The organism is Promicromonospora sp. NPDC059942 (assembly GCF_042731755.1).
Taxonomy (GTDB): Bacteria; Actinomycetota; Actinomycetes; order Actinomycetales; family Cellulomonadaceae; genus Promicromonospora.
This window is the reverse complement of sequence record NZ_JBHWLR010000002.1, coordinates 83,322-105,707: the sequence shown is the minus strand read 5'-3', so window position 1 is coordinate 105,707 and position 22,386 is coordinate 83,322. Positions and strand designations below refer to the sequence as shown.

Sequence of the window (22,386 nt, the reverse complement as noted above, 5' to 3'; positions counted from 1 at the left end):
GGGCCGCGTAGACCGTGAGCCGTCAGGCCCGCGGTGCCACGACGCTCCCGCGCACCACGACGTGCGTCGCGAACATCTCCCGGTCCTCGCGCGCGTCCGGCGCGAGCAGCATGCGCACGGCGGTTCGGCCGAGCTCGGCCGAGGGGATGCGCACCGAGGTCAGGTCGAGGTCGGTGGCCACGGGCGAGTCGTCGAAGCCGACGAACGACATGTCGTCCGGCAGGCGGAGCCCCTGCTCGCGCAGGTACTGCATGGCGCCGGCCGCGACCTGGTCGGTGTGCGCGAGCACGGCGGTGAAGGCCGAGCGGTCGAGCCGGCTCATGACGGCGCGCCCGGTGGCGCGGTCCCACGCCGGCCCCACCTCCAGCGCGGGGTCGACCGGCACGCCGAGGTCGGCCAGCGCCTTGCGGTAGCCCGCCCGGCGCTCCTTGCTGATGGTGCTGGCCGGCGGGCCACCCAGCAGCAGGATGCGCCGGTGCCCGCGGGAGACCAGGTGGCTCGTGGCCGCGTAGGCGCCGCCGGTGTTGTCGTACTGCACCACCGAGTGGGCGTCCGCGCCCTCGACCGGCGGCCGGGCGCAGAGCACGAGACGGGTGCGGGACCGGTCCAGCGAGGCGATGTAGCTGGTCATCGCCGCGCGGTACGCCTCGGTCTCCTCCACCGCACCGACCACGATGACGCCGCGCACGTGCTGGCCGTGCATCTGGCGCAGCACCTCGATCTCCTTGCCGGGCTCGTTGCCCGTGGTCCCGATGAGGCACAGCATCCCGGCGTCCTCCACCGCCGTCGCGATGGCCTGCACGAGGGCCAGCAGGAACCCGTCGTCGAGCTGGCGCACCACGATCCCGACGGTGTTGCTCTCGGTGCCGGTCAGGGCGCGGGCGTGCGGGTTGGGCGAGTAGTTCAGCTCCTGGACGGCGCGCATCACCTTGCCGCGGGTCTTGGGCGCGGGCGGGTAGTTGCCGTTGAGGATGCGCGAGACGGTCGAGACGGACACCCCGGCCCGCTCCGCGACGTCGCGGATGCTGGCGCGGGCGGTCGTCGTCGACTCCGGCTGGTCGGTGGTCACGCTCCCGATCGTAGCCCACGCCCGTTGCAAACGGTCTACCTCCGCCGATTCGGCAGGATCGCCACGTCATGAGCCCCGTACCTGCGGGTTCGCAGCCGGATGTTGACACCCAAAGGTAAACCGCTATAACTTCCGTTCGCACCGGCGTGCTCCCGGCGTCGGACGACCATCAAAGGAGAAGGTTGTGTCCTCACCACGAACTTCCGCGGCCCCGCTACGCCGCCGGACGGCCCCCGTCGCCGCGGTGGCGGTCGCCACGACGCTGCTCGCCGCGTGCGCGGGCCAGACCGGCGGCGCGGAGGCGGAGCAGGATCTTGACGTCCCGCACGGCACCATCACCCACCTGACGCATCTGGAGCCTGCACGGTTCGAGGCCTACGTGCAGGCTTTCGAGGAGAAGTACCCCGAGGTCGACGAGGTCCGGATCGAGCGGCTGACCGACTACGGCACCGAGATCAAGACGCGCATGTCCACCGAGGACTACGGCGACGTGCTGAACGTCCAGGGTGTCTCCCCCGACCAGCTCCCGGACTTCTTCGAGCCGCTCGGCGACTACGACGAGCTGTCGCAGGACTACCGCTGGCTGACCAAGACCTACGAGGGCACCACCTACGCCATCCCGGACCTCGGGAACGCGTGGGGCTTCCTCTACAACAAGCAGGTCTGGGCCGACGCCGGGATCGAGGACTGGCCCACCACCACCGACGAGTTCCTCGCGGACCTGCAGACGATCAAGGACAGCGCGCCGGACGTCACGCCGCTGGTGACCAACTACAAGGACGGCTGGATGCTCAGCCAGTGGGAGGGCTACCGCGGCCTGGTGTCGCTGAACCCGGACATCGTCTACGACATGAGCACCTGGGACGACCCGTGGGGCTCCGGGCACGACGACGAGATCGTCGACGGCCTGCTGTACGACCTGGCGGCCGAGGGCCTGATCGAGGCTGATCCCACCACCGCGACGTACGACGAGACGAAGATCAAGATCGGCTCGGGCGAGATCGCGACCATGCCGGTGGCGTCCTGGGCGATCACGCGGGCCGGCGGCGACATCGAGAAGGCCGGGCTGGACCCGTCGGTGCTCGGCTACATGCCGTTCCCCATCCAGCACGACGGCGAGTTCTGGACCACCACCGGACCCGACATCTCGCTCGGCATCAACGTGCACTCCGAGAACAAGGTGACGGCGCGCGCCTGGCTCGACTTCCTGGCCGACGAGTCGACGTACTCGGCCGACATGGGCGGCCTGTCCCCGCGCAAGGACGGTCCCGAGCCGGAGATCCTCGCCGACTTCCTCGCGGACGTGCAGATCTTCGAGCCGGCGCTGCCGCCGGCCGGGGAGGAGTCCCGGTTCAACGAGGTCAGCACCACGTCGGGCATCATCACTACCGACGGCCGCTACCGGCAGGAGCTCATCGATGCGGCCCGCACCGGCTCGAAGACCAAGGAGCAGGCGTTCGCCGAGCTGAACGAGGCCTGGGCGAAGGGCGTCGCGAGCGTCGGCTGACGCGATCGCGGACCATCATGAGCACCACTGCGACCCCCACGCGGGCCACGGACGCAGGGCAGCCCACCACGGGTGCCGCACGAGCAGCAGGCTCGGGCGGCACCCGGAAGGCGGGCTGGCGCCGGCGCCTGACGCCGTACGCCTTCCTGCTGATCCCCGTCGTCCTCCTGCTGGTCTTCACCTACTGGCCGGTTGTCAACATGTTCGCCTACTCGGTGACGGACTGGGACGGCCTGGACAAGGACCGGCAGTTCGTCGGGCTCGACAACTACGTCACCACGCTGACCGAGCCCGACAACCTCCAGGTCTTCCTGGTCTCGCTCTACTACTTCGCCGCCTCGCTCGTGCAGATGGCGCTGGCCCTGTACTTCGCCGTCATCCTCTCGTTCCGCACCCGGCTGAAGAACATGTGGAAGGGCATCTTGTTCTTCCCGTACCTGATCAACGGCGTCGCCATCGGCATGATCTTCCTGAACTTCCTCAAGCCCGACGGCGGGCTCGACAGCCTGCTCACGGCGGTCGGCTTCGAGTCGCTCATCCGGCAGTGGACCGGTGAGCCCGCGCTGGTCAACGTCACCCTCGCGAGCGTGGCCGTCTGGCGATACCTCGGGCTCAACTTCGTCATGTTCCTCGGCGCGATCCAGTCCATCCCGCCCCAGACCCTGGAGGCCGCGCAGCTCGACGGCGCGAACCGGTGGCAGGAGGTGCGGCACATCATCCTGCCGTCCATCCGACCCATCGTGGGCCTGCAGTTCGTGCTGGCGATCTCGGGGGCCCTCGCGATGTTCGAGGTGCCCTACGTCATGACCGCGGGCGGCAACGGGTCCGAGACCTTCGTCATCCGCACCATCTGGACCGCCTTCGAGCGCAACATGGTCGGGCTCGCCTCGGCGATGGCGGTCGTCATGCTCGTCGTCGTGCTGATCCTGACCTGGATCCAGCGCGCGATCGTCCCCCAGCGCGACGTGGAGATCTCATGAGGGCAAACCTGACGGGCACGCTCAAGTACGCCTCGCTCGTGGTCGCGGCCCTGTTCGCGCTGGTGCCGCTCGTGCTCGTGCTGTTCGGCGCGTTCAAGGACTACCAGGAGTACGTCTCGACGAGCCCACTGGACCCGCCAACAAACTGGCTCAACCTCGACAACTTCGTGGTCGCGTTCGTCGACGGCGGCATGGCGGTCGCCTTCGTCAACACCGTGGTCATCCTCGGGGTGTCGCTGGCGGGCTCGGTGCTCAGCTCGGCGTTCGCCGCCTACGCGATCGACCGGTTCCGGTTCGTGGGCCGCCGGCTGGTGCTGGGGCTGTTCCTGCTCGCCGCGCTGGTGCCGGAGGTGACCACGCAGGTGGCCACGTTCCAGCTCATCAAGGGCCTCGGCATCTACAACACCCAGTGGGCGCTGGTCGCGCTCTACACGGGCACGGGGATCATCTCGATCTACATCTTCCTGCAGTTCATGCGGGCACTGCCGACGTCGCTCGACGAGGCGGCCCGGATCGACGGCGCCGGCCAGGTGCGGATCTTCTTCCGGATCATCCTGCCGAACCTCAAGCCGGCCGTCGCGACCGTCGTGATCATCCGCGGCATCGCCATGTACAACGAGTTCTACCTGCCGTTCCTGTACCTCAGCGACACGAGCAAGCGGCCCATCTCCACCACCCTGTTCGCCTTCAAGGGCCAGTACGGCGCCCAGTGGGAGGTGATCAGCGCCGGGGTGCTCCTGACGATCGTCCCGATCCTGGTCCTCTTCCTGTTCATGCAGCGCTACGTCTACAACGGCTTCACCGCCGGCGCCGTCAAGTAGCAGCACCGGCCTTCCGACCGATTGGACACCATGGCCCAGTTCGACCTGCCCCTGGAACAGCTCCAGGCGTATCACCCCGACGTGCCCGAGCCGGCGGACCTCGACGCCTTCTGGGCCAAGACCCTGGCGGAGTCCCGGGCGGCGGCGCCCGGCCTGGCCCGGTTCGAGCCCGCCGACACGCTGCTGCGCGGCGTCCGGGTCGAGGACGTCACCTTCCCCGGCTTCGGCGGCCAACCCGTGCGTGCCTGGATGCTGACGCCGCGGCACGAGCCGCCGCGCGGCTGCGTGGTGCAGTACATGGGCTACAACTCGGGGCGCGGGTTCGCCGAGCAGTGGACGCTGCTGCCGAGCGCCGGGTACGCGCTGTTCGTCATGGACAACCGCGGGCAGGGCACCGGGGCGACGCCGGGCTGGACTCCCGACCCGTCCAGCGGCCCCGCCCAGGTCGCCGGCAAGGTGACGGCCGGCATCGACGACCCGCACGACTACTACTACCGGCGCCTGTTCACCGACGCCGTGCTCGCCGTCGACGCCGCGCGCAGCCACCCCGCCGTCGACCCCGCACGGGTGCTCGTGTCCGGCGGGAGCCAGGGCGGGGCGATCGCACTGGCCGCGGCGGGGCTCAGCGCCGGGCTCCTCGGAGCGACGGTCGACGTGCCGTTCCTCAGCCACGTCCGCCGCGCCGTGCGCATCACCGACGCCGCCCCGTACAGCGAGCTGGTGCGCTACCTCCAGATGCGCCGCGGGGCGGAGGAGGACGTGTTCCGCACGCTCGACTACTTCGACGGCGTCAACCTCGCCCGCCGGGCGCACGCCCCGGCGCTGTTCTCGGTGGCGCTCGGCGACGTCGTCTGCCCGCCGTCGACCGTGTATGCGGCCTTCAACGCATACGCCGGCGCCGACAAGTCGATCGAGGTCTACCCGTTCAACGGGCACGAGGGCGGGCAGTCCCATCACACCCGCCGTCAGCTCGCGTTCCTCGACACGGTGTTCGGGGCCCGCCAGGAGAGCGCGGTATGAGCGGGCACCGCCCCAGGGCCGCCCTCGTCATGGAGGAGGCCAGCCGGGACGCCGTCTACCCGCCCGCGCTGATCGCCCGCATCGACGCCGTCGCCGACCTGCGGCGCCCGTTCCTCACCGCCGAGGAGTTCCGCCGGGACGCCCGCGCCGCCGCCGAGACCGAGATCCTGCTGACGGGCTGGGGCGCTCCGGTGCTCGACGCCGCCGCCCTCGGGCGGGCGCCGCGGCTGCGCGCCGTCTTCCACGCCGCCGGCACGGTCAAGGGCTTCGTGCACGACGCGGTGTTCGACCGCGGCATCGCCGTGGTGAACGCGGCCGCCGCGAACGCCGAGCCGGTGGCGGAGTTCGCCGTCGCCCAGATCCTGCTGGCGGCCCGCGGGTTCTGGCACGCCCAGCGCGAGTACCGCGCCCAGCACCTGGCCACCACCAGCAGCTTCGCCCGCGGCACCCGCGACAGCACCGTGGGCCTGGTCGCGCTCGGCGAGATCGGCCGGCGCGTCGCCGAGCGGCTCCGCGCGCACCCGGTGCACGTGCTGGTCCACGACCCCGGGGTCGACGACGCCCGGCTCCGGGCTCTCGGCGCCGAGCCCGCGGGGCTGGACCGGCTCTTCCGCGAGTCCCAGGTCGTGAGCGTGCACGCCCCGCTGCTGGCCTCGACCCGGGGCCTGGTGACGGAGACCCTGCTGCGCTCGCTCCCGCGCGGCGCCGTGCTGGTCAACACCGCCCGCGGGGCCGTGGTCGACGAGGACGCCCTGATCGACGTGCTGACGGACCGCACCGACCTGACGGCGCTGCTCGACGTCACGCGGCACGAGCCGATCCGGCCCGGCTCCGCCCTGTGGGGGCTGCCGAACGTCGAGCTGTCCCCGCACATCGCGGGCGCCACGGGGGCCGACCGCGAGAGCCTCGGCGAGCTGGTGGTGGGCGAGCTGGAGCGGTACCTGGGCGGCGCGGAGCTGCGCCACCGCATCGAGCCCACGACGCTCGACCGGTCCGCCTAGCGGATCCCGCCGGCTACTTGGTCGAGGCGGGGTCCTCGTCGCCGATGTGTCCCGGGGCGTTGGCGGCCAGGACCCGCTGGACGAACGCGCAGTACTCCGCCATGTAGTGCCGCAGGAAGGTGGCCGTGGTCTCGTTGACCACGGTGCCGTCCGGGCCGAAGTCGGCGGCGTCGAAGGTGATGTACGCCTCGGGCGCGTTGAGCTGCGGCGCGTCGAGGAAGCTCAGCACGCTGCGCATCGACGACTGCATGACGGCCGTGCCGATGCCGCCGGGCGAGGCGCCGATGATGCCGGTGGGCTTGCGGGCGAAGGAGTTCTGGCCCCAGGGCCGCGAGCCCCAGTCGATCGCGTTCTTCAACGCGCCCGGGATCGAGCGGTTGTACTCCGGGGACACGAACAGCAGCCCGTCCGAGGACTCGATCGCGGCCTTGAACGCCCGGCCCTCCGGCGGGAAGTCGGCGTCGAAGTCCCAGCTGTACAGCGGCAGGTCGCCGATCGGGATCTCGGTGAACGCCAGGTCGTCGGGCGCCGAGGCGATCAGCGCCCGCGACAGCGTGCGGTTGATCGATCCCTTGGCGAGGCTGCCGACGAGGTAGCCGATCTGGTAGGTCATGACGCCTCCCTGCGTCAGTCGGTCGTCGACGCTCGCCGCCGGCGTGCCGGCACCCCTCCGGTGCCGCCACTGTCCACTGTGCGCTCGGACGCCCGGCGCCGCGAGTTCACCCGCCTGGCCGCCCGGGCGCCCAGCCGCCGACCCGCCTAGCCGTCGCCGTCGAACAGCCCGCCGTCGAGGAGCCAGTTGTACCGCAGCCGCAGGGCGCGCTCGGTGCTGGCCAGCAGGGTGGCCACCAGCACGGTGATGTTCAGCCAGGCCGGCAACCGGACCGGCGAGGTGAAGGTGGTGCCGAGCCGCTCGGCGACAGGCGGGATCTGGGAGATCTCCTCGACGATCTGCGGCACGCCGAGCACCAGCCCGATCACCAGGACGACGATGCTGACCAGCCCGATGGACCGGCCCGCCACGGGGTGCGCGTGCTCCAGGTGGGCGCGGAGGCCCTCGGCCGAGGCGGCGTCCGGGGCGAGCTGGCGCTCGTAGCCGTCGTCGGTCACGTAGTGGCAGCGGCGGAGGCCGAAGCCGCTGGTGACCACCTCGATGACGCCGCCGGTCACCGGGAAGCGGGCCGGCAGCTTCGACGTCGCCTGCAGCCGGCCGTCGAGGTAGAGCTTGGCCCAGACCGTGCCGTTGTCGTCGCCGCCGTGCCGGATGTCCACCGACCAGGTCTCGCGGCCCCCGGCGCCGGCCGTCAGGTCCAGGTGGAACAGCGAGCGCGTGAACGGCTGCCACCACCGGAACCGCTGGAGCGGGCTGCCGTCACCTGGCCGGACGCGCTTGTCGGCACGCCGGCGACTCCTGTCCGAGAACATGCCCGACACCGTAACAACGCGCCCGCGGGGCCGCACCGAAGGTCGCCGGCGCGGCCCCGCGGGGCGTCTGTGCCCTACCCGGCGAGCGCCGTCGCGGCCTCCGCGAACCAGCGGTCGACGGCCTCGTCGACGGTCAGCGTGCCGTAGGCGACCTCCAGGGCGGTGGTCGAGAAGGTGGTCTCCAGGTTGCTCAGCCCGGCCACGGGCGGCGGGGCCGAGCCCACGAGGTGCGGTTCGAGCTGCTTCTCGTAGTCCAGGATCTGCTGGTCGAGCTCGGTCAGCTCGACGCCCTCCAGGGTCGCGCTGGAGGCGGGCACGCCGCGGGACATGCCGAAGATCTCGCCGACCCGGGGGTCGTTCACCAGGAAGTCGACGAGCTTCGCGGCCTCGTCGGGGTGCTCGCTGTTGGCCGCGACCGAGAGCTGCAGGCCCGGCTTGAGGAACATGCCGCTGTTGTTCTCGAGGTCGTCCGCGGGCACGGGCAGCAGCGTCAGGTTCGGCTTCGCCTGCCCCTCGCTGAACCGGACCAGGAAGTTGTCCCAGCTGATCTCGGCGGCGGTCTCGCCCACGCCGATCGCGTCCGCGCCGGAGAGCTGCTCCTGCCGCTTGGCCGGCAGGAACCCCTCCTGCTCGTGGACCGCGGCGCTCCTGTCCCACCAGGTCGCCAGGTCGGCCTCGTCGAAGCCGAGCTGGTCGCCGTCCAGCAGCGACTTGCCGTTCTGCTGCAGCCAGATCTGGAACAGCCAGAAGAACTGGGTGTAGTCCACCGAGCCGTGGACGGCCGGGTCGTGCCCCGCACCGGCCGCCGAGATCTCGGCGAGCAGGGCGTCGTACTCGTCCCACGTCAGGCCGTCCTTCGGCACCGTGACGCCGAGCTCGTCGAGCAGGTCGGTGTTGACGAACGTGCCGAGCGTGCTCGCGCTGCTGGCCAGCCCGTAGGTCTGACCGTCCACCTGCCCCGAGGCCAGCAGCGGCTCGGAGATCGTGTCGACCGTGATCGTGTCGCCGAAGTACTCGTCCAGCGGGATCACGTGCCCGAACTCCGTGTACTCGGTGAGGTAGGCGAGGTCCATCTGCAGCACGTCGGGCAGGGTGCGGCTGGCCGCCTCGGTGTTGCGCGCGGTCCAGTAGTCGGCGAAGCCCGCGTAGTTGGTCCGGACCGTGATCCCGGGGTTCTCCTCCTCGAAGATCTCCAGCGCCTGCTCGTACCGTTCGGCCCGGCTGGCGTCACCCCACCAGGAGAACGTCAGCGCCACGTCCTGACCCGAGCCGTCCGCGCCGCCCGAGCCCGCGCCGCCGGACGCGCAGGCGGCCAGGGCGAGCACGGCAGCCGCGGCCACACCGGCCACGACGGCCTTCCGGCGGCCGCGGCCGTTCCCCGGGGCGCCACCCCTCGCGTGCAGATACATGTGAGCCTCCTTGCTCCTGGTCCTCGCAGGACGACGACGCCCTGACCCGGGCACAGCCTGCAACCCGGCGCCCGCACGACCGGGCGAACGGACAAAAGCGGTCACGACCGTGGCGCGGCGCCGCACGACGCCCGCACCGTCAGCCGGGGCAGCAGCTCGACGTGCCGCGGCGGGCGGTGCCCGGTGCCGTGGGCGATGCGGTCGGCCAGGAGCTGCAGCGCCTCCCGCCCGAGCTCGCGCCGGGGCGTCGTCACTGTGGTCAGGGGCACGGCCGCGAGCTCGGCGTTCTCGTCGTCGTAGGCCACCACCGCGAGGTCCTCCGGCACGCGCATCCCGCGGTCCAGGGCGGTCTCCACGAGGCGCGCGGCGTGGTCGTCGGTGTGCACCAGCACGGCGCGGGTGCCCGTGGCCACGCACCGGTCCAGCAGGTCGGCGAGCTCGCGGCGCAGCCGGGCGGGGTCGTCGTCCCCCTTGGACAGCGCGACGTCCGGTCCCGGCGCCAGGCCCATCCGGGACACGGCGGTGGCGTACCCGTCGCGGACGCGCGGCGCGGTGGGCGTCCGGTCGTAGACGCCGATCCCGACCCGCCGGTGCCCCAGCCGCACCAGGTGCTCGACGGCGAGCACCGCGCCGTGCGCGTGGTCGGTGCGGGCCACGTCGAGCTCGCTGAGGCTGGTCAGCGCGTCGATGCGGCGCTCGACCAGGACCAGGGGCACCGGGATGGCGCCGAGCCACGCGGCGAGGTCGTCGAGGCTGCGGTCCCGCGTCGTGGGTGCCAGGACCAGCCCCGTCGCGCCCAGCGCGAGGAGCCGCTCGACCTGCTGCTCCTCCAGCTCGGGCCGGTAGTGCGAGACGCCGAGGACGAGCCGCACGTGGAGCGCCGGCGCGAGCGCCTCCATGCCCCGGACCGTGTCCAGGAAGTGCGCGACGACGCTCGGCACCACCACGCCCACCAGCGCGCGGGCCGCCCGCGGGCCGCGCTCGGAGCCCAGGGCGATGGCTCCGCCGTGCACCCGTCCGAGCCGGCCCGCCGCCTCCAGCTCGCGGATGTCGCGCCGGATCGTGACCTCGGAGACGCCGAGCCGGGCGGCGGCCTCGGCAGACCGCACGCTCCCGCGCAGCTCCACCTCGCGCAGCAGGTACTCGTGCCGGCTCCTCGGCAGGTGCATGTCGCCTCCTCGTCCACCCCGACGTCCACCCTGACGCCCGCGACGACGTCGTCGTCGGCGCACACTGTAGCCACTGGGTGACCGAAATTGTCCGGTCGGACAAACCCCGACGGGACGGCGGCGAGACTGCCCGGGTGACCCCCTCGCCCACCTCCCCCGCGCCCGATCACGAGCCACGGCCCGGCCGCGCCCCGCGCTGGAGCCGCGACCGCTGGCTCGCCACCGCCGACACGCTCCTGCGGGCCACCGCGCCGTACGCCTCCCCCGGGCAGGCCCTGCTGGCGCTCCCCGGTCCGGTCAGCGCCTCGGGCGCCTGGAGCGACGGCCTGGAGGGGTTCGCCCGCACGTTCCTCCTGGCGGCGTTCCGCGTGCGGGGGCAGGACGGCGCCGACCCGGACGGCCTGCTCGGCCGCTACGCCGAGGGGCTGCGCCACGGCACCGACCCGACGAGCCCGGAGCGCTGGCCCCGGATCGACGAGCGTCGGCAGGCCGTCGTCGAGGCGGCGTCGATCGCCGTGGGGCTGGCCGAGACACGGCCGTGGCTGTGGGAGCGGCTGTCCGACGGCGTCCGCGGGCGCACCGTCGCCTGGCTCGCCGGTGTGGTCGGCACGAGCGGGTACCGCAACAACTGGCTCTGGTTCCAGAACGTGGTCGAGGCGTTCCTCGCGTCGGTGGGCGGGCCGTGGGACCAGGCGGACCTGGACCGCAACGAGGAGCTGGCCGAGGCGCTGTACGTGGGCGACGGCTGGTACTCCGACGGGCGGGGCCGCGACGGGCGGCGTCAGACGTTCGACTGGTACGCCGGGTGGGCCTGGCACCTGTACCCGGTGCTGCACGCGCGGATCGAGGGCCGTGGTCCGGCCCCGCGGCACGCCGAGCGGCTGCGCGCCTACCTGGAGCAGGCGCAGCACCTCGTCGGCTCCGGCGGGGCGCCGGTGCTGCAGGGCCGGTCGGTGACGTACCGGTTCGCGGTCCTCGCCCCGTTCTGGGCCGGGGCCCTGGCGGACGCGACGCCGCTGTCGCCGGGCGCGACCGGTGTGCTGACGTCGGCGGTGGCCGGGCACTTCCTGGACCGTGGTGCCGTGGACGAGCGGGGTCTGCTGCCGGTCGGCTGGCACGGCCGGTACGACCGGCTGCGCCAGCTCTACTCCGGCGGGGCGTCACCGTACTGGGCGAGCAAAGGGTTCGCGGGTCTGCTCCTGCCGCCGGACCACCCGGTGTGGACGGCGCCGGACGAGACACCGCCGGCGTGGCGGCAGGAGCAGGTCACGCTGCTGCGCGCGCCGGGGTGGCTGGTCGCGGGCACGCCGTCGGACGGGATCGTGCGGGTGCTCAACCACGGCTCGGACCGGCTGCTGGAGCCGGAGGCGCAGGCGCACGGCGACGACCCGTTCTACCGGCGGGTCGGGTACGCGAACGTCGTCTCGCCGCAGCTCTCGCCGCAGGACCTGGCGGAGCCGTCTGACTCGCACGTGGCGCTCCTGGACGGCGGGGGCCGGCCGTCGCACCGGGACGGGATCGAGCGGGTGCGCGCGGACGACCGGGTCGCCGTGTCGCGCTCGCGGGTGCGGTGGCTGGACGTGCCGGGCTCGGGTCCGGGCGGGGACCACGCCGGCTGGGCCACGGTGCGGCGCGGGCCTGTGGTGACCACGGCGAGCGTGGTGCGCGGTCCGCACGAGGTCCGCCTGGCGTGGTGGACGCCCGCCGTCGTCCCCGGGCCCGGCGCGCCGGCGGCGGGTGCGGACCTGGACGCGGACGTCGCCTGGCCCGCCGACCCGGGACCCTGGGCGTTCCAGGTGGGCGGCTGGCCGCTCGCCGCCGACCAGGACGGCGACCTGCGGACGGAGTCCGGGGACGGCTGGGTACGGGTGGCGCGGTCCAACGGGACGACGTCGGTGCTGCGCGGACTGCGCGGGCTGGACCTGGCCGGGGCGCACCGCCGCGCCGGCGCCGACCCGTTCGGCGCGGCCTCGATGGTCCCGTGGCTGCGCGGCAGCGGTCCCGCGGCGGCGGGCGACGTCGTGGCCGCCCTCGTCGTGCTCACGGGCGACGCCGGCTCGGTGGACCTGGACGCCGTCGGCTCCGTGGCGCTCGCGCCGGACGGGAGCGCCGTCGAGGTGCGCTGGCGCGACGGCGCCGTGGACACCGTGCCGCGCTGACCGCGGGAAACCTACTTGCTGTCCCGCTTGCCCTGCCGGCGCGCGCCCTGCGCCCGGGTCGAGGCGTCGCGCTTCTTGCCGCCCGTCGTCTTCTGGTGGCTCCGGGCCCGCCCGGGGCCGACCTTCTTGCCGCCCGGCCGGTCCTTCGGCCCCGGCCCGGACGACCTGCCCGCCGTGGCGCGTGCGAGCCGCTCGTCCTTGAGGGCCTCGGCCTGCACGTGCGCGACGTGCGCCAGCCGTTCGCTGACGATCGACAGCGCCTCCTCGAACGCGGCCGCCCGCCAGCGGGACTTGCCGCCCTTGGGCGCCGCCTTGCCGCGCGCGCCCACCTCCTTGACGTTCAGGGCCGCCTTGCGGCGGTAGTTCTTGACGTGCTTGTTGCGCGCCCGCCGCACGCGGCGGTGCAGGTCGAGCAGGCCGTCCTCGTCGAGCGCCTTTAACCTCTTGGGTTCGAGCTCACGCACCAGATCGAGCTCGTCGTCCTTGAGCACCCACAGGTAGTCGTCCATCGGTGACCGTCCTCCGCGCTGAGTTCTGGGCATCCCCACCTTCGCAGGTTTGCCGCGCGGCGGCGCGTCAGGTCTTCAGGATCTCCTCGTCGCTCTCCAGGACGATCGGCACGCCGGAGGTCTTCCAGCGCAGCGGGACCACCTCGACCGGGGTGTCGCACACGTTGAGGATCGCCCGCGGGGTCCGCCCGAGCCGGCCGGTGTGTCCCAGCCCCCGGTGGTGGCGCGCGACCATCAGCACGTCGGCGTCGGCCGCGGACTCGACGAGAACCTCGTCCGGGCGGCCCAGGAGCACCGACGTCTCGACGGACACGCCCGGGTAGACGACGGCCCAGTCGTGCACGACCGTCTCCAGCAGCCGGGTGGCGGCCGTGACCGACTCGCCGGCGTACGAGTCCGCGATGCCCAGGTCGGCGGCCAGGTCCGGGACCTCGACGGCATGCACGACCCGCACGATCGCGTGCCGGCAGGCCGCGACCGAGAGCGCACGGGTCAACAGCTCACCGGCGCTGGTGAACGTCTTGATCCCCACGACGATCCGGTTGTGCCCGCTGTCCCGCCACTGTGCGGGCACCACCGCCACGGGGACCGTGGCACGCGCCGCGACCTCGGCGGTCGTGGCCCGGGCGACCAGGCGCTCGGCGCCGTGGCGCGTCTCGCGGCCCAGCACGAGGAGGCCGCCGGAGGCCCCCGCGGCGACGAGCTGGGCGACACGCGGCCCGAGGGCGAGCACCGGCTCGATGTCCACCTCGGGGGCGACGGCGCGCGCCGCCTCCGCCTCCCGGGTCACCGTCCCGCGGCCCGCCCGTTCGAGGTAGGCGATGTCGCCCGCCTCGGCGGGCCAGAGCCCGCTCTCGGGCAGCGGCGCCGGGACCACGTGGACCATGCGCACCCCGCTGCGCCGGATCCGGGCCTCCGTGATCGCGTACCCGACGGCGCCCGCGCTGCGCTCGCTGCCGTCGACGGCGACGACGACCGGGGCGGCCCGCTGGTCGGCGGTCATGGTCACGCCTCGCCCAGCTGGCCCTGCGGGTACGGGCGGCGGTACAGGTGCGCGTGCGGTGACCGGACGAGCGGCCTCGTGGGCTTCTGCACGACCACGTCGGAGCCGAGGGCCTTGCCCCACCCGTAGGCACGGTCAAGCTCACCGTCCACGAGCGGCCCGGTGACGTCGGTGACCCGGAAGCTCATGGGCGAGGCGATCAGGGGGAAGCCCAGCCGGTCCAGCCGGCGGCTCGCCGCGCGCGCGGCGGACCCGGTCAGCCGCGAGGTCGCCCGCGTGTCGAACGCCGTCGCCACCGTCTTCGTCGTCACCCCGGGCAGCGCCCCGAGCCACTCGCGGATGCCGCGGTCGCCCGAGATGACGGACGTGGCCCGCCCCGCGGCGTCGCGCCGCGTGGACGGCCAGGACATGCTGAACGCATGGGTGGGCCCGCCCACGACCAGCATCGTGACGTCGGCCGGAACGGTGGCCGGTGCCGCGCTCACCTCGACGACGTCGGCGTGCATCGACGCCTCGATCCCGTCCGCGACCGACCGCGCGATCGCCTCGGTGTTGCCGAACATGGACTCATAGACCACCAGTGCGCGCATCGTGGCCACCTCCCGATTGGTTCTACCTCCACGCTTGTTCCCCGGCCGGTCGGGCGTCAGGGCCGTCCGGCCCACGTCCGCGGGACCTTTGGCCCGTGCCCCGCGACCACCCGCCCCGAAGACTGGGTCGATGGACGTCGTCGACTCGCGGGTGGAACGGATCCTGCGGGCCGCCGCCAGCGCCCCGAGCGTCCACAACACGCAGCCGTGGCGGGTGGAGGTCACGGGCCGCACCGTGGTTCTGCGGGCGGACCCGGCGCGGCAGCTGCGCCACTCGGACCCGTTGGGCCGGGAGATGCTGATCAGCTGCGGGGCCTTCCTGTTCAACGCGCGCACGGCGGCGCGCCGGGAGTCGCTGAGCGCCACCGTCCACGTGCTGCCCGCCCGCGACGACCCCCTGCTGGTGGCCACGATGCGGCTCGAACCGGGCCCGGTGCCCAACACCGACGAGCTGGAGCTGGCCGTGGCGATCGCGCGGCGCACGACGTCGCGGGTCCCGTTCGACGACCAGCCGCTGTTCACGGACGTGCTGCTGGCGATCGGGCAGGCGGCGCGGGACGAGGGCGCGGAGCTGCGCCCCGTCCAGCCGTCCGAGCCGGCGCGCGCGGAGGTGATGACGCTGGTCCGCCGGGCCGAGGCGCTCGCGGCGGAGGACCCGGCGACCCGGGGCGAGGAGCTGGCGTGGACCGCCACGGACGCGGACCGCGCCGACGGCATCCCCGCGGAGCTCCTGGGACCGGCGGCCGTCGACGACGGCGCGCCGGTCCGGCGGTTCCTCGCGAGCAGGGGCAGCGCCCAGTTCGAGCAGCACTCGACGATGGCCCTGCTCTCCACGCCCGGCGACAGCCCCCGGGACTGGGTCACCGCGGGTCAGGCGCTGGAGCACGTGCTGCTGGTCGCGATCACCTACTTCGTCCACGCGTCGTTCGCGACCACCGTGCTGGAGAACCCGACGACCCGCCACGACCTGCGCCGGGTGCTGTCGCTCGACCAGGCGCCGCAGATGCTGATGCGGCTCGGCTACAGCTCGCTGCCCCGGCACGCGCCGCGACGCACGGAGGAGGAGATCCTGCGCGAGGCCAGGCGGCAGGCTGCCCGGTAGCTGCAGCCCGGTAGATCAGGAGCGGATGAACTCCAGCAGGTCGGCGTTGATCACCTCGGCGTGCGTGGTCGGCATGCCGTGCGGGAAGCCCGGGTAGGTCTTCAGCGTGCCGTTCGGCAGCAGCTCGGCCGACATCGGGCCCGCGTTGGCGTACGGGACGATCTGGTCGTCGTCGCCGTGCATCACCAGCACCGGCACGGTGATCTTGCGCAGGTCCTCGGTGAAGTCGGTCTCCGAGAACGCCGCGATGCCGTCATAGTGCGCCTTGGCGCCGCCCTGCATGCCCTGGCGCCACCAGTTGCGCACCAGCGGCTCACGCGTCTCGACGCCGGGCCGGTTGAACCCGTAGAACGGGCCGGCGGGCAGCGCCGTGTAGAACTCCGACCGGCTCGCCGCGAGCTGCGCGCGCAGGTCGTCGAACACGCTCTTGGGCAGGCCGCCGGGGTTGGCGTCGGTCTGCACCATGAGCGGCGGCACGGCGGCGATGATCGCGGCCTTGGCCACGCGCGACTCGCCGTGCCGCGCGATGTAGTGGACCACCTCGCCGCCGCCGGTGGAGTGGCCCACGTGCACGGCGTCGTGCAGGTCGAGGTAGGCGGTCAGCGCGGCCAGGTCGTCCGCGTAGTGGTCCATGTCGTGGCCGTCCGCCACCTGCGTGGACCGGCCGTGCCCGCGGCGGTCGTGGGCGATGACCCGGTAGCCCTGGTGCAGGAAGAACAACAGCTGGGCGTCCCAGTCGTCGGCCGACAGGGGCCAGCCGTGGCTGAAGACGATGGGCTGCCCGGTCCCCCAGTCCTTGTAGAAGATCTCGACGCCGTCATCAGTGACAATCTTCGGCACGTTTCCGTCTCCGTTCGCCGTCCGGCGGGCCGCCTCGGCAAGGCGTGCCCCGCGAGGCCTCCGCCGGCCCCGCCTCAGCCAGCATCCGCCGACCGGGCCGCGCCCGCAGTCCAGGATCGGCCCCGCGGGTGACTTACCCGGGTGATAAACGCGTGGCCGCGGACCGGGCCGGCACTCCGGGCCGTCAGTCCTGGATGAGCGCGATGACGTTGCCCGCCGGGTCGGTGATCCAGCCGATCGTCGGCCCCTGGGTGGGATCGGTGCTGCGGGCCACACCGCGTTCGTCCTGGTCGAACCCGGGGTACCGCAGCAGGCTCACCCCGGCCGCCTCCAGCTCGGTGACCGCCTTGTCGATGTCCGGCACGACGAGGTTCAGCACGGTGTACGACGCCGGGGTGTGGTCCTTGCCCTTGGGGTAGACGAACACCGACGAGCCCTCGGTCAGCTCGATCTGGAGGCCGCCCATGTCGTTGGCCCGTGCGGGCAGGCCGAGGGTGTCGCGGTAGAAGCGGAGGGCGGCGTCGACGTCGTCCACCGAGAAGCCGCTGAAGCTGCGGAGCGTGGTGACCATGGTGAGTTCCTTTCGTGGGGTCGGTGCTACGTGACTGACGGCGGGGCGCGGCGGAACTCATCGGCGGTTGCGGGCCGGCGCCGTCGTCCCGGCAGTGGTTTCAGCAACTGCTAAATTCATGCCCGTGGACACGCAGCCCCTCTACGCGATCAAGGCGGAGCTCTTCAAGAGCCTGGCCCACCCGGTACGCATCCAGGTGCTGGAGGTGCTCGCGGCGGACCCCGACCTGACCGCGCCCGTCTCCCGCCTGCAGACCGTCACGAGGTCCGAGCCGTCCGCGCTCTCCCAGCACCTGGCCGTGCTCAAGCGCGCCGGGGTGGTCGAGGCGACCCGCTCGGGCAACGCCGTGCACTACCGGCTCACCGAGCCGCTGGTGGCCGAGCTCCTCGTGGTCGCGCGCGCGTTCCTGCTGCACCGGCTCGCCGGGCGGGACACCGACGCCGACCGTCTCGACGCCGCCCGCCGCCTGCCGGCACTGCCCGGCGCGAGCGCCCGCGCCGTGCTGGAGGCGGCGCTGGCCCGGACCGGGCCGGACGACGCGGCGCCCGCCGGGGCGGCCCGGTGACCACCCTCCGCGACGCCCTGGCCACCCTCGACGTCCGCGACCTGCTCCCGCGGCGCGCCGACTACGACCTGCGGCCCCGGTCGCTCGGCGCCGACCTCCTGGCGGGCCTCACGGTGGGGGTCGTCGCGCTGCCGCTGGCGCTCGCGTTCGGCGTCAGCTCGGGCACGGGACCCGCTGCGGGCCTGGTGACCGCCGTGGTGGCGGGCGTCGTCGCGGCCGTCCTCGGCGGCTCCCGGTTCCAGGTCTCGGGGCCCACCGGCGCGATGGCCGTGGTGCTGGCCCCGGTAGTCGCCGAGCACGGGCTCGCCTCGGTCGCCCTGGTGACCGTGCTCGGCGGGGCGATCGTCCTGCTCGCGGGCGTGCTGCGGCTCGGCCGGCTCGTCACCTTCATCCCCTGGCCGGTGGTCGAGGGGTTCACCCTCGGGATCGCGGCGATCATCTTCCTCCAGCAGGTCCCCGCCGCCCTCGGGCAGGACGCCGGGGCCGGGGAGAACCCGCTGGTCGCCGCCCTCCACGCCGTCGGGGCGGCCGCCGCGGCACTCGGGCGGCTCGCGCTGGGCGCGAGCACGCTGTGGGCCCTCGCGACCGTCGTGCTGGTCGCGGCGCTCCTGGTGCTGCTGCCGCGCCTGCACGCCGCGATCCCCGCCTCGCTCGTCGCCGTCGCGCTCGCCACGGTGCTGGCCGAGGTCGCAGGAGCACCGCTGGCCCGCATCGGCGCCCTGCCCCACGCGCTCCCCGCCCCGGTGCTGCCCGGGTTCGGCGCCGCGGCGGTGGGCGACCTCCTGGGTGCGGCGGTCGCGGTCGCGGCCCTGGCCGCCATCGAGTCGCTCCTGTCCGCCCGGGTGGCGGCCACCATGGCCCCCGGTTCGGTCTACCACCCGGACCGCGAGCTCGTCGGGCAGGGCCTGGCGTCGCTGGCGTCAGGGCTGTTCGGCGGGATGCCCGCGACCGGCGCCATCGCGCGGACGGCAGTCAACGTCCGCTCCGGGGCGCGCACCCGCCTGGCCGCCGTCGTGCACGCGCTGGTGATCCTCGCCGTCATCTACCTGGCCACCGGACCCGTGAGCCGCATCCCGCTGGCCGCGCTCGCCGGCGTGCTCATGGTGACCGCCCTCCGGATGATCGGCACGGGCACCGTCCGCGCGGTGCTGGGCTCCACCCGGTCCGACGCCGCGACCTTCGTGGTCACGGCCGTGATCACCGTCGCGTTCGACCTGATCGAGGCCGTCCAGATCGGGCTGGTCGTGGCCGCGTTCTTCGCCCTGCGGCGGCTGGCCCGCGCCTCGACCGTGCACCGGGAGCCGCTGCCCGGTGCCGCGCACGAGGGCGACGAGCGCATCGCGCTGTTCCGCCTGGACGGTGCCATGTTCTTCGGGGCCGCCGACCGGATCCTCGGCGAGGTCACCGACGCCTCGGTCCGGGACGACGTGCTGGTGGTCGTCCTGCGCCTGTCCCAGCTCGACATGGTCGACGCCACCGGCGCGCGCGCCCTCGCCGACCTGGTCACCACCCTGGAGCAGCGCGGCGTCACGGTGCTGGTCAAGGGCGTGCAGAGCCGGCACCGCAGGCTCATGACCACCGTCGGCGTGCTGGACGGGCTCCGGCACGAGAACCACGTGTTCGCCACGCTGGACGCGGCCGTCGCCCATGCCCGCTCCCATGTCCGGAGGGCGGCGCAGGGAATTGACGTGCCGCAGCTCGACGGGAGGCGCTGAGCCGCGCACGGGTTCACCCGCCGAGCCCGCGGAACGGGGACGCAAGCCGTATCACGTCGTCTCCCCCGCGACTCCCTCCGGGTAGGCGGACGAGGAGGTGCGCCCGATGAGACACCAGACGACACGACGTGCCGTGTGGCGGCGGCTCGCACCGCTGGCCCTGCTCGCGGCGCTCGTGCTCCCGGCAGGAGCAGCCTGCACCTGGGGCGGCGACAACGGCGACGACACCGAGCAGACCGACACCACCGATGACGACGGCGGCGGTGGCGATGACGACGGAGGCGGTGGCGGTGGAGGAGGCGGTGGCGGAGGAGGCGGCGGAGGAGGCGGTGGTGGCGGCGGTGGCGGCGGAGGAGGTGCGCAACCCTCCCCGATCGTTCTCGGTAGCCCCTTGGACCAGGCCGGCGGCGGCCGGCTGGTGTTCGACATCGCCGATGAGGCAGCCGACACGATCGCAGATCAGTGCCCCGGCGGGGACCTGTGCGTCGAGATCACCTTCGATCCCGCCGTGCGCGACTGCAACTACTCCGGTTCCGACCCGGCGGAGGGTGACGTGATCGAGGTTGGCGCGACGCTGACGTTGTTCGGGGACCCCAACGAACCTGAGGGCTGCACTGACGGCGAGGGCGGCGAGAACGGCACCGACGTCGATCCGACCGAGGACACCACCGACGGCAGCACCGACGAGCCGACCGACACCGACGAGAGCCCCGCCGAGGGCAGCCAGGGGTAGCCAGGGATGAGCGGTCGGGAGAGAACCGTGCCCGACGAGGACGCGCCGGCTGACGTCGGCCGGGACATCGGCCGGATCGTGCGCGTCGCCACGGAGGTCATCGCGCCCGTCACCCTGGTCACCGCGCTGCTCTACTTCTTCGGCCGCAAGCAGATCACGTTCTTCTTCGAGTACTTCGGCGTGGACGTCTCGTCCCTGGGGCTGACCACGACCGACTACCTCTACCTCGCGCAGGACGGGCTCCTCATCCCGCTCGCGGTGGTGGCCACGGGCGTGCTCGTGGCGCTGTGGGTCAGGGGCGGGTCCCGCGCCGGGGGCGACCGGCCCGACGTCGACCGCTGGATCGTGCGGGTGGCGGGCCCGGTCGGGGCGGTCCTGGCCCTGTTCGGGCTCGTCCAGGCGTTCCGGCCCAGGACGGGGCTCGCCGACTGGGTGCCGTCGTGGGTGGCCCCCCTCTGCCTGGCCGGCGGGGTGCTGCTGCTCGGCCTGGCGGTGCGCCGCCGGCGCACGGTGCGACGCCGCGACGACAAGTCCTGGGTCCCGCCGTCGCAGACGGCGCGGCTCGCCGAGTGGGGCGCGATGTTCGCGCTGGTGGCGGTGGCGCTGTTCTGGGCGGTGGCGGACTACTCCGCGGCAGTCGGTCGTGAACGAGCCGAGCAGTTCGCGGATGGTTTGTCCAAGGACTCGTCCGTCGTGGTGCGCAGCACCGTGGACCTGCAGATCGTCGGGCCGGGCGTCACAGCGACGGCGTGCCCGTCGGGACCGGACGGGTTCCGCTACCGGTACGACGGCCTGGTCCTCATGGCCGCCTCCGGCGGCCAGTACGTGCTGATCCCGCGCGCCTGGTCGGCGGAGGACGCCGGCGTGGTCTCGGTGCCCGCCACGGACGACGTCCGGCTCGACCACCTGAGCCCGTCGCCCGACGGCGAGGCACGTCAGGGCCCCACGGCCGAGCCCGGCGGCGCCTGCTGACGTGCGCCGTCGCGCACGGAGATCGGGTAGCCTCCGTGCCGTGCGCGTGCTCTCGGTCCTCCGCTCGGCCCTTACCGGCCCTCGGCAGGGCATGGTCGGAGCACTGGCGATCCTCACCGTGATCGTCGGCGTGGTCACGATGCACTCGATGAGCGGCTCGCCGACCTCGCACGGGCACGCGGTGCCGCACGAGGACACCGCGGTCGTGTCGGAGCAGCTCGCGCAGACCGGCGTCGCGCAGACAGCAACGGCGCAGGCCGGCACCGGACCCGTCCTGGTCCAGGCCCCCGCGACGGACGACCACGCGCCCGGCGACGAGGGCTCCTGCTGCGACGGGTGCGGCGGGCACGACGCCGCGATGGCGATGTGCCTCATGATCCTCGTCGCGCTCCTCGCGCTGGTCGCGCCCGCACGGCGGCTGCTGTGGCGGGCCCCGCTCCAGCTCGTGGCGTCCCTCGCTCCGGCGTTCGCCGGCCTCCGCGTCGTCGCGGCGCCCTCCTTGCACGACCTCTGCATCTCCCGGACGTAGACCCGGGCCCGGCGCGCACCCGCGCCGACCCGAGAGCGTGACCGCGCCCCAGCGCCGTCGCGCCAGTGAGTGCTACCCCGAGACGAAACCAGAGGAAGACCCCATGAAGCGCACCCTTCTGCCCGCGATCGCCCTGTCCGCCGCCCTGGCCCTCACGGGCTGCTCTGGCTCCACGGAACCCGGAGCGGACACCGCGGCCGGCGAGCACGCCGGGCACAGTGACGCGGACGTGATGTTCGCGCAGATGATGATCCCGCACCACGAGCAGGCGATCGAGATGGCGGACGCCGTCCTGGCCCGGCCCGACGCCGACCCGCGGGTCGCCGAGCTGGCCGGCCAGGTCAAGGCGGCCCAGGCCCCCGAGATCGAGACGCTCACCGGCTGGCTCGACACCTGGGGCGCCGAGCCCACCGGCGACCACGGGGGCCACGCGGGGATGGACGGCATGATGTCCGACGAGGACCTCCAGGCGCTCGACGCCGCCACCGGCCCCGCCGCGGACCGGCTGTTCCTGGAGCAGATGATCGTGCACCACGAGGGCGCCGTCGAGATGGCGCAGGCCCAGGTCGAGGACGGTCAGGACGCGGGCGCGGTCGAGATGGCGCAGACCATCGTGGACACGCAGGCCGCCGAGATCGAGACGATGGAAGAGCTCCTCGCCTCGATGTGACCGCCGGGTGGTGCGCCGGCGCGTGCC

At 73.4% G+C, this 22,386-nt stretch carries 23 protein-coding genes; 13 read left to right on the top strand and 10 right to left on the bottom strand.

From position 1 onward, the window contains the following. Nucleotides 1–22 precede the first annotated feature (22 nt). The gene (locus ACFV9Q_RS03055; RefSeq protein WP_377233088.1) at nucleotides 23–1,069 is read right to left on the bottom strand and encodes a LacI family DNA-binding transcriptional regulator; all 1,047 of its coding nucleotides are present in this window, start codon (nucleotides 1,067–1,069) and stop codon (nucleotides 23–25) included. Nucleotides 1,070–1,253: 184 nt separating this feature from the next. Between ACFV9Q_RS03055 and ACFV9Q_RS03050 the strand changes: the two genes are divergently transcribed. The 5 genes from ACFV9Q_RS03050 to ACFV9Q_RS03030 are packed head-to-tail and all read left to right on the top strand — an operon-like array spanning nucleotide 1,254 to nucleotide 6,398. Next, a complete protein-coding gene (locus ACFV9Q_RS03050; RefSeq protein WP_377233087.1) occupies nucleotides 1,254–2,576 on the top strand; it encodes an ABC transporter substrate-binding protein in 1,323 nt (440 codons plus the stop codon). A 17-nt stretch (nucleotides 2,577–2,593) separates the two neighbouring features. Then, nucleotides 2,594–3,556 (top strand): carbohydrate ABC transporter permease, encoded by a 963-nt coding sequence (locus ACFV9Q_RS03045; RefSeq protein WP_377233086.1) that lies wholly within the window; start codon nucleotides 2,594–2,596, stop codon nucleotides 3,554–3,556. Then, on the top strand, nucleotides 3,553–4,377 hold the full coding sequence (locus ACFV9Q_RS03040; protein WP_377233085.1) for a carbohydrate ABC transporter permease: 825 nt from the start codon (nucleotides 3,553–3,555) through the stop codon (nucleotides 4,375–4,377). The genes ACFV9Q_RS03045 and ACFV9Q_RS03040 overlap by 4 nt, the downstream gene beginning before the upstream one ends. Before the next feature lie 30 nt (nucleotides 4,378–4,407). Next, a complete protein-coding gene (locus ACFV9Q_RS03035) occupies nucleotides 4,408–5,397 on the top strand; it encodes an acetylxylan esterase (RefSeq protein ID WP_377233084.1) in 990 nt (329 codons plus the stop codon). Next, nucleotides 5,394–6,398, top strand: a complete 1,005-nt coding sequence (locus ACFV9Q_RS03030) for a hydroxyacid dehydrogenase (protein ID WP_377233083.1) — start codon at nucleotides 5,394–5,396, stop codon at nucleotides 6,396–6,398. The genes ACFV9Q_RS03035 and ACFV9Q_RS03030 overlap by 4 nt, the downstream gene beginning before the upstream one ends. A gap of 13 nt (nucleotides 6,399–6,411) precedes the next feature. Here the strand turns inward: ACFV9Q_RS03030 and ACFV9Q_RS03025 are convergent, their stop codons facing one another. The 4 genes from ACFV9Q_RS03025 to ACFV9Q_RS03010 all read right to left on the bottom strand — a co-directional run bounded on the left by ACFV9Q_RS03025 (nucleotide 6,412) and on the right by ACFV9Q_RS03010 (nucleotide 10,401). Next, nucleotides 6,412–7,011, bottom strand: coding sequence for an NADPH-dependent FMN reductase (locus tag ACFV9Q_RS03025; RefSeq protein ID WP_377230420.1), 600 nt, complete (start codon nucleotides 7,009–7,011; stop codon nucleotides 6,412–6,414). 146 nt (nucleotides 7,012–7,157) lie between these two features. Then, nucleotides 7,158–7,823, bottom strand: a complete 666-nt coding sequence (locus ACFV9Q_RS03020) for a hypothetical protein (RefSeq protein WP_377233082.1) — start codon at nucleotides 7,821–7,823, stop codon at nucleotides 7,158–7,160. Nucleotides 7,824–7,897: 74 nt separating this feature from the next. Then, on the bottom strand, nucleotides 7,898–9,232 hold the full coding sequence (locus ACFV9Q_RS03015) for an ABC transporter substrate-binding protein (protein ID WP_377233081.1): 1,335 nt from the start codon (nucleotides 9,230–9,232) through the stop codon (nucleotides 7,898–7,900). Between the two features lie 101 nt (nucleotides 9,233–9,333). Then, nucleotides 9,334–10,401, bottom strand: a complete 1,068-nt coding sequence (locus tag ACFV9Q_RS03010; protein ID WP_377233080.1) for a substrate-binding domain-containing protein — start codon at nucleotides 10,399–10,401, stop codon at nucleotides 9,334–9,336. Between the two features lie 134 nt (nucleotides 10,402–10,535). Here ACFV9Q_RS03010 and ACFV9Q_RS03005 point away from each other — a divergent pair, with 134 nt between their 5' ends. Next, on the top strand, nucleotides 10,536–12,560 hold the full coding sequence (locus ACFV9Q_RS03005; protein WP_377233079.1) for a DUF2264 domain-containing protein: 2,025 nt from the start codon (nucleotides 10,536–10,538) through the stop codon (nucleotides 12,558–12,560). Between the two features lie 11 nt (nucleotides 12,561–12,571). Here the strand turns inward: ACFV9Q_RS03005 and ACFV9Q_RS03000 are convergent, their stop codons facing one another. The 3 genes from ACFV9Q_RS03000 to ACFV9Q_RS02990 form a co-directional block, all read right to left on the bottom strand. Next, nucleotides 12,572–13,069, bottom strand: a complete 498-nt coding sequence (locus ACFV9Q_RS03000) for a hypothetical protein (RefSeq protein WP_377233078.1) — start codon at nucleotides 13,067–13,069, stop codon at nucleotides 12,572–12,574. 67 nt (nucleotides 13,070–13,136) lie between these two features. After that, nucleotides 13,137–14,072: a universal stress protein gene (locus ACFV9Q_RS02995; RefSeq protein WP_377233077.1), complete on the bottom strand. Its 936-nt coding sequence runs from the start codon at nucleotides 14,070–14,072 to the stop codon at nucleotides 13,137–13,139. A 2-nt stretch (nucleotides 14,073–14,074) separates the two neighbouring features. Next, a complete protein-coding gene (locus tag ACFV9Q_RS02990) occupies nucleotides 14,075–14,662 on the bottom strand; it encodes a flavodoxin family protein (RefSeq protein ID WP_377233076.1) in 588 nt (195 codons plus the stop codon). A gap of 130 nt (nucleotides 14,663–14,792) precedes the next feature. On the opposite strand from ACFV9Q_RS02990, the gene ACFV9Q_RS02985 reads away from it, so the two are divergent. Next, nucleotides 14,793–15,764 carry an Acg family FMN-binding oxidoreductase gene (locus ACFV9Q_RS02985; RefSeq protein WP_377233075.1) on the top strand — a complete coding sequence of 324 codons (972 nt, stop codon included), beginning with the start codon at nucleotides 14,793–14,795 and terminating at the stop codon, nucleotides 15,762–15,764. A gap of 15 nt (nucleotides 15,765–15,779) precedes the next feature. On the opposite strand, the gene ACFV9Q_RS02980 is transcribed toward ACFV9Q_RS02985, so the two are convergent. After that, nucleotides 15,780–16,604, bottom strand: coding sequence for an alpha/beta fold hydrolase (locus ACFV9Q_RS02980; RefSeq protein WP_377230429.1), 825 nt, complete (start codon nucleotides 16,602–16,604; stop codon nucleotides 15,780–15,782). 184 nt (nucleotides 16,605–16,788) lie between these two features. Continuing rightward, nucleotides 16,789–17,175, bottom strand: coding sequence for a VOC family protein (locus tag ACFV9Q_RS02975; protein ID WP_377233074.1), 387 nt, complete (start codon nucleotides 17,173–17,175; stop codon nucleotides 16,789–16,791). 124 nt (nucleotides 17,176–17,299) lie between these two features. On the opposite strand from ACFV9Q_RS02975, the gene ACFV9Q_RS02970 reads away from it, so the two are divergent. The 6 genes from ACFV9Q_RS02970 (at nucleotide 17,300) to ACFV9Q_RS02945 (ending at nucleotide 22,359) form a co-directional block, all read left to right on the top strand. After that, nucleotides 17,300–17,740: an ArsR/SmtB family transcription factor gene (locus ACFV9Q_RS02970; protein WP_377233073.1), complete on the top strand. Its 441-nt coding sequence runs from the start codon at nucleotides 17,300–17,302 to the stop codon at nucleotides 17,738–17,740. Next, nucleotides 17,737–19,455 carry a SulP family inorganic anion transporter gene (locus tag ACFV9Q_RS02965; RefSeq protein WP_377233072.1) on the top strand — a complete coding sequence of 573 codons (1,719 nt, stop codon included), beginning with the start codon at nucleotides 17,737–17,739 and terminating at the stop codon, nucleotides 19,453–19,455. The genes ACFV9Q_RS02970 and ACFV9Q_RS02965 overlap by 4 nt, the downstream gene beginning before the upstream one ends. Before the next feature lie 106 nt (nucleotides 19,456–19,561). Continuing rightward, entirely contained in the window at nucleotides 19,562–20,188 is a 627-nt protein-coding gene (locus ACFV9Q_RS02960) for a hypothetical protein (RefSeq protein WP_377233071.1), read from the top strand. A 27-nt stretch (nucleotides 20,189–20,215) separates the two neighbouring features. Next, on the top strand, nucleotides 20,216–21,160 hold the full coding sequence (locus ACFV9Q_RS02955; RefSeq protein WP_377233070.1) for a hypothetical protein: 945 nt from the start codon (nucleotides 20,216–20,218) through the stop codon (nucleotides 21,158–21,160). A 40-nt stretch (nucleotides 21,161–21,200) separates the two neighbouring features. Beyond that, complete coding sequence (locus ACFV9Q_RS02950; protein ID WP_377233069.1) at nucleotides 21,201–21,689, top strand: hypothetical protein; 489 nt, start codon at nucleotides 21,201–21,203, stop codon at nucleotides 21,687–21,689. A 103-nt stretch (nucleotides 21,690–21,792) separates the two neighbouring features. Continuing rightward, on the top strand, nucleotides 21,793–22,359 hold the full coding sequence (locus ACFV9Q_RS02945) for a DUF305 domain-containing protein (RefSeq protein WP_377233068.1): 567 nt from the start codon (nucleotides 21,793–21,795) through the stop codon (nucleotides 22,357–22,359). The last annotated feature ends 27 nt before the right edge of the window (nucleotides 22,360–22,386 follow it).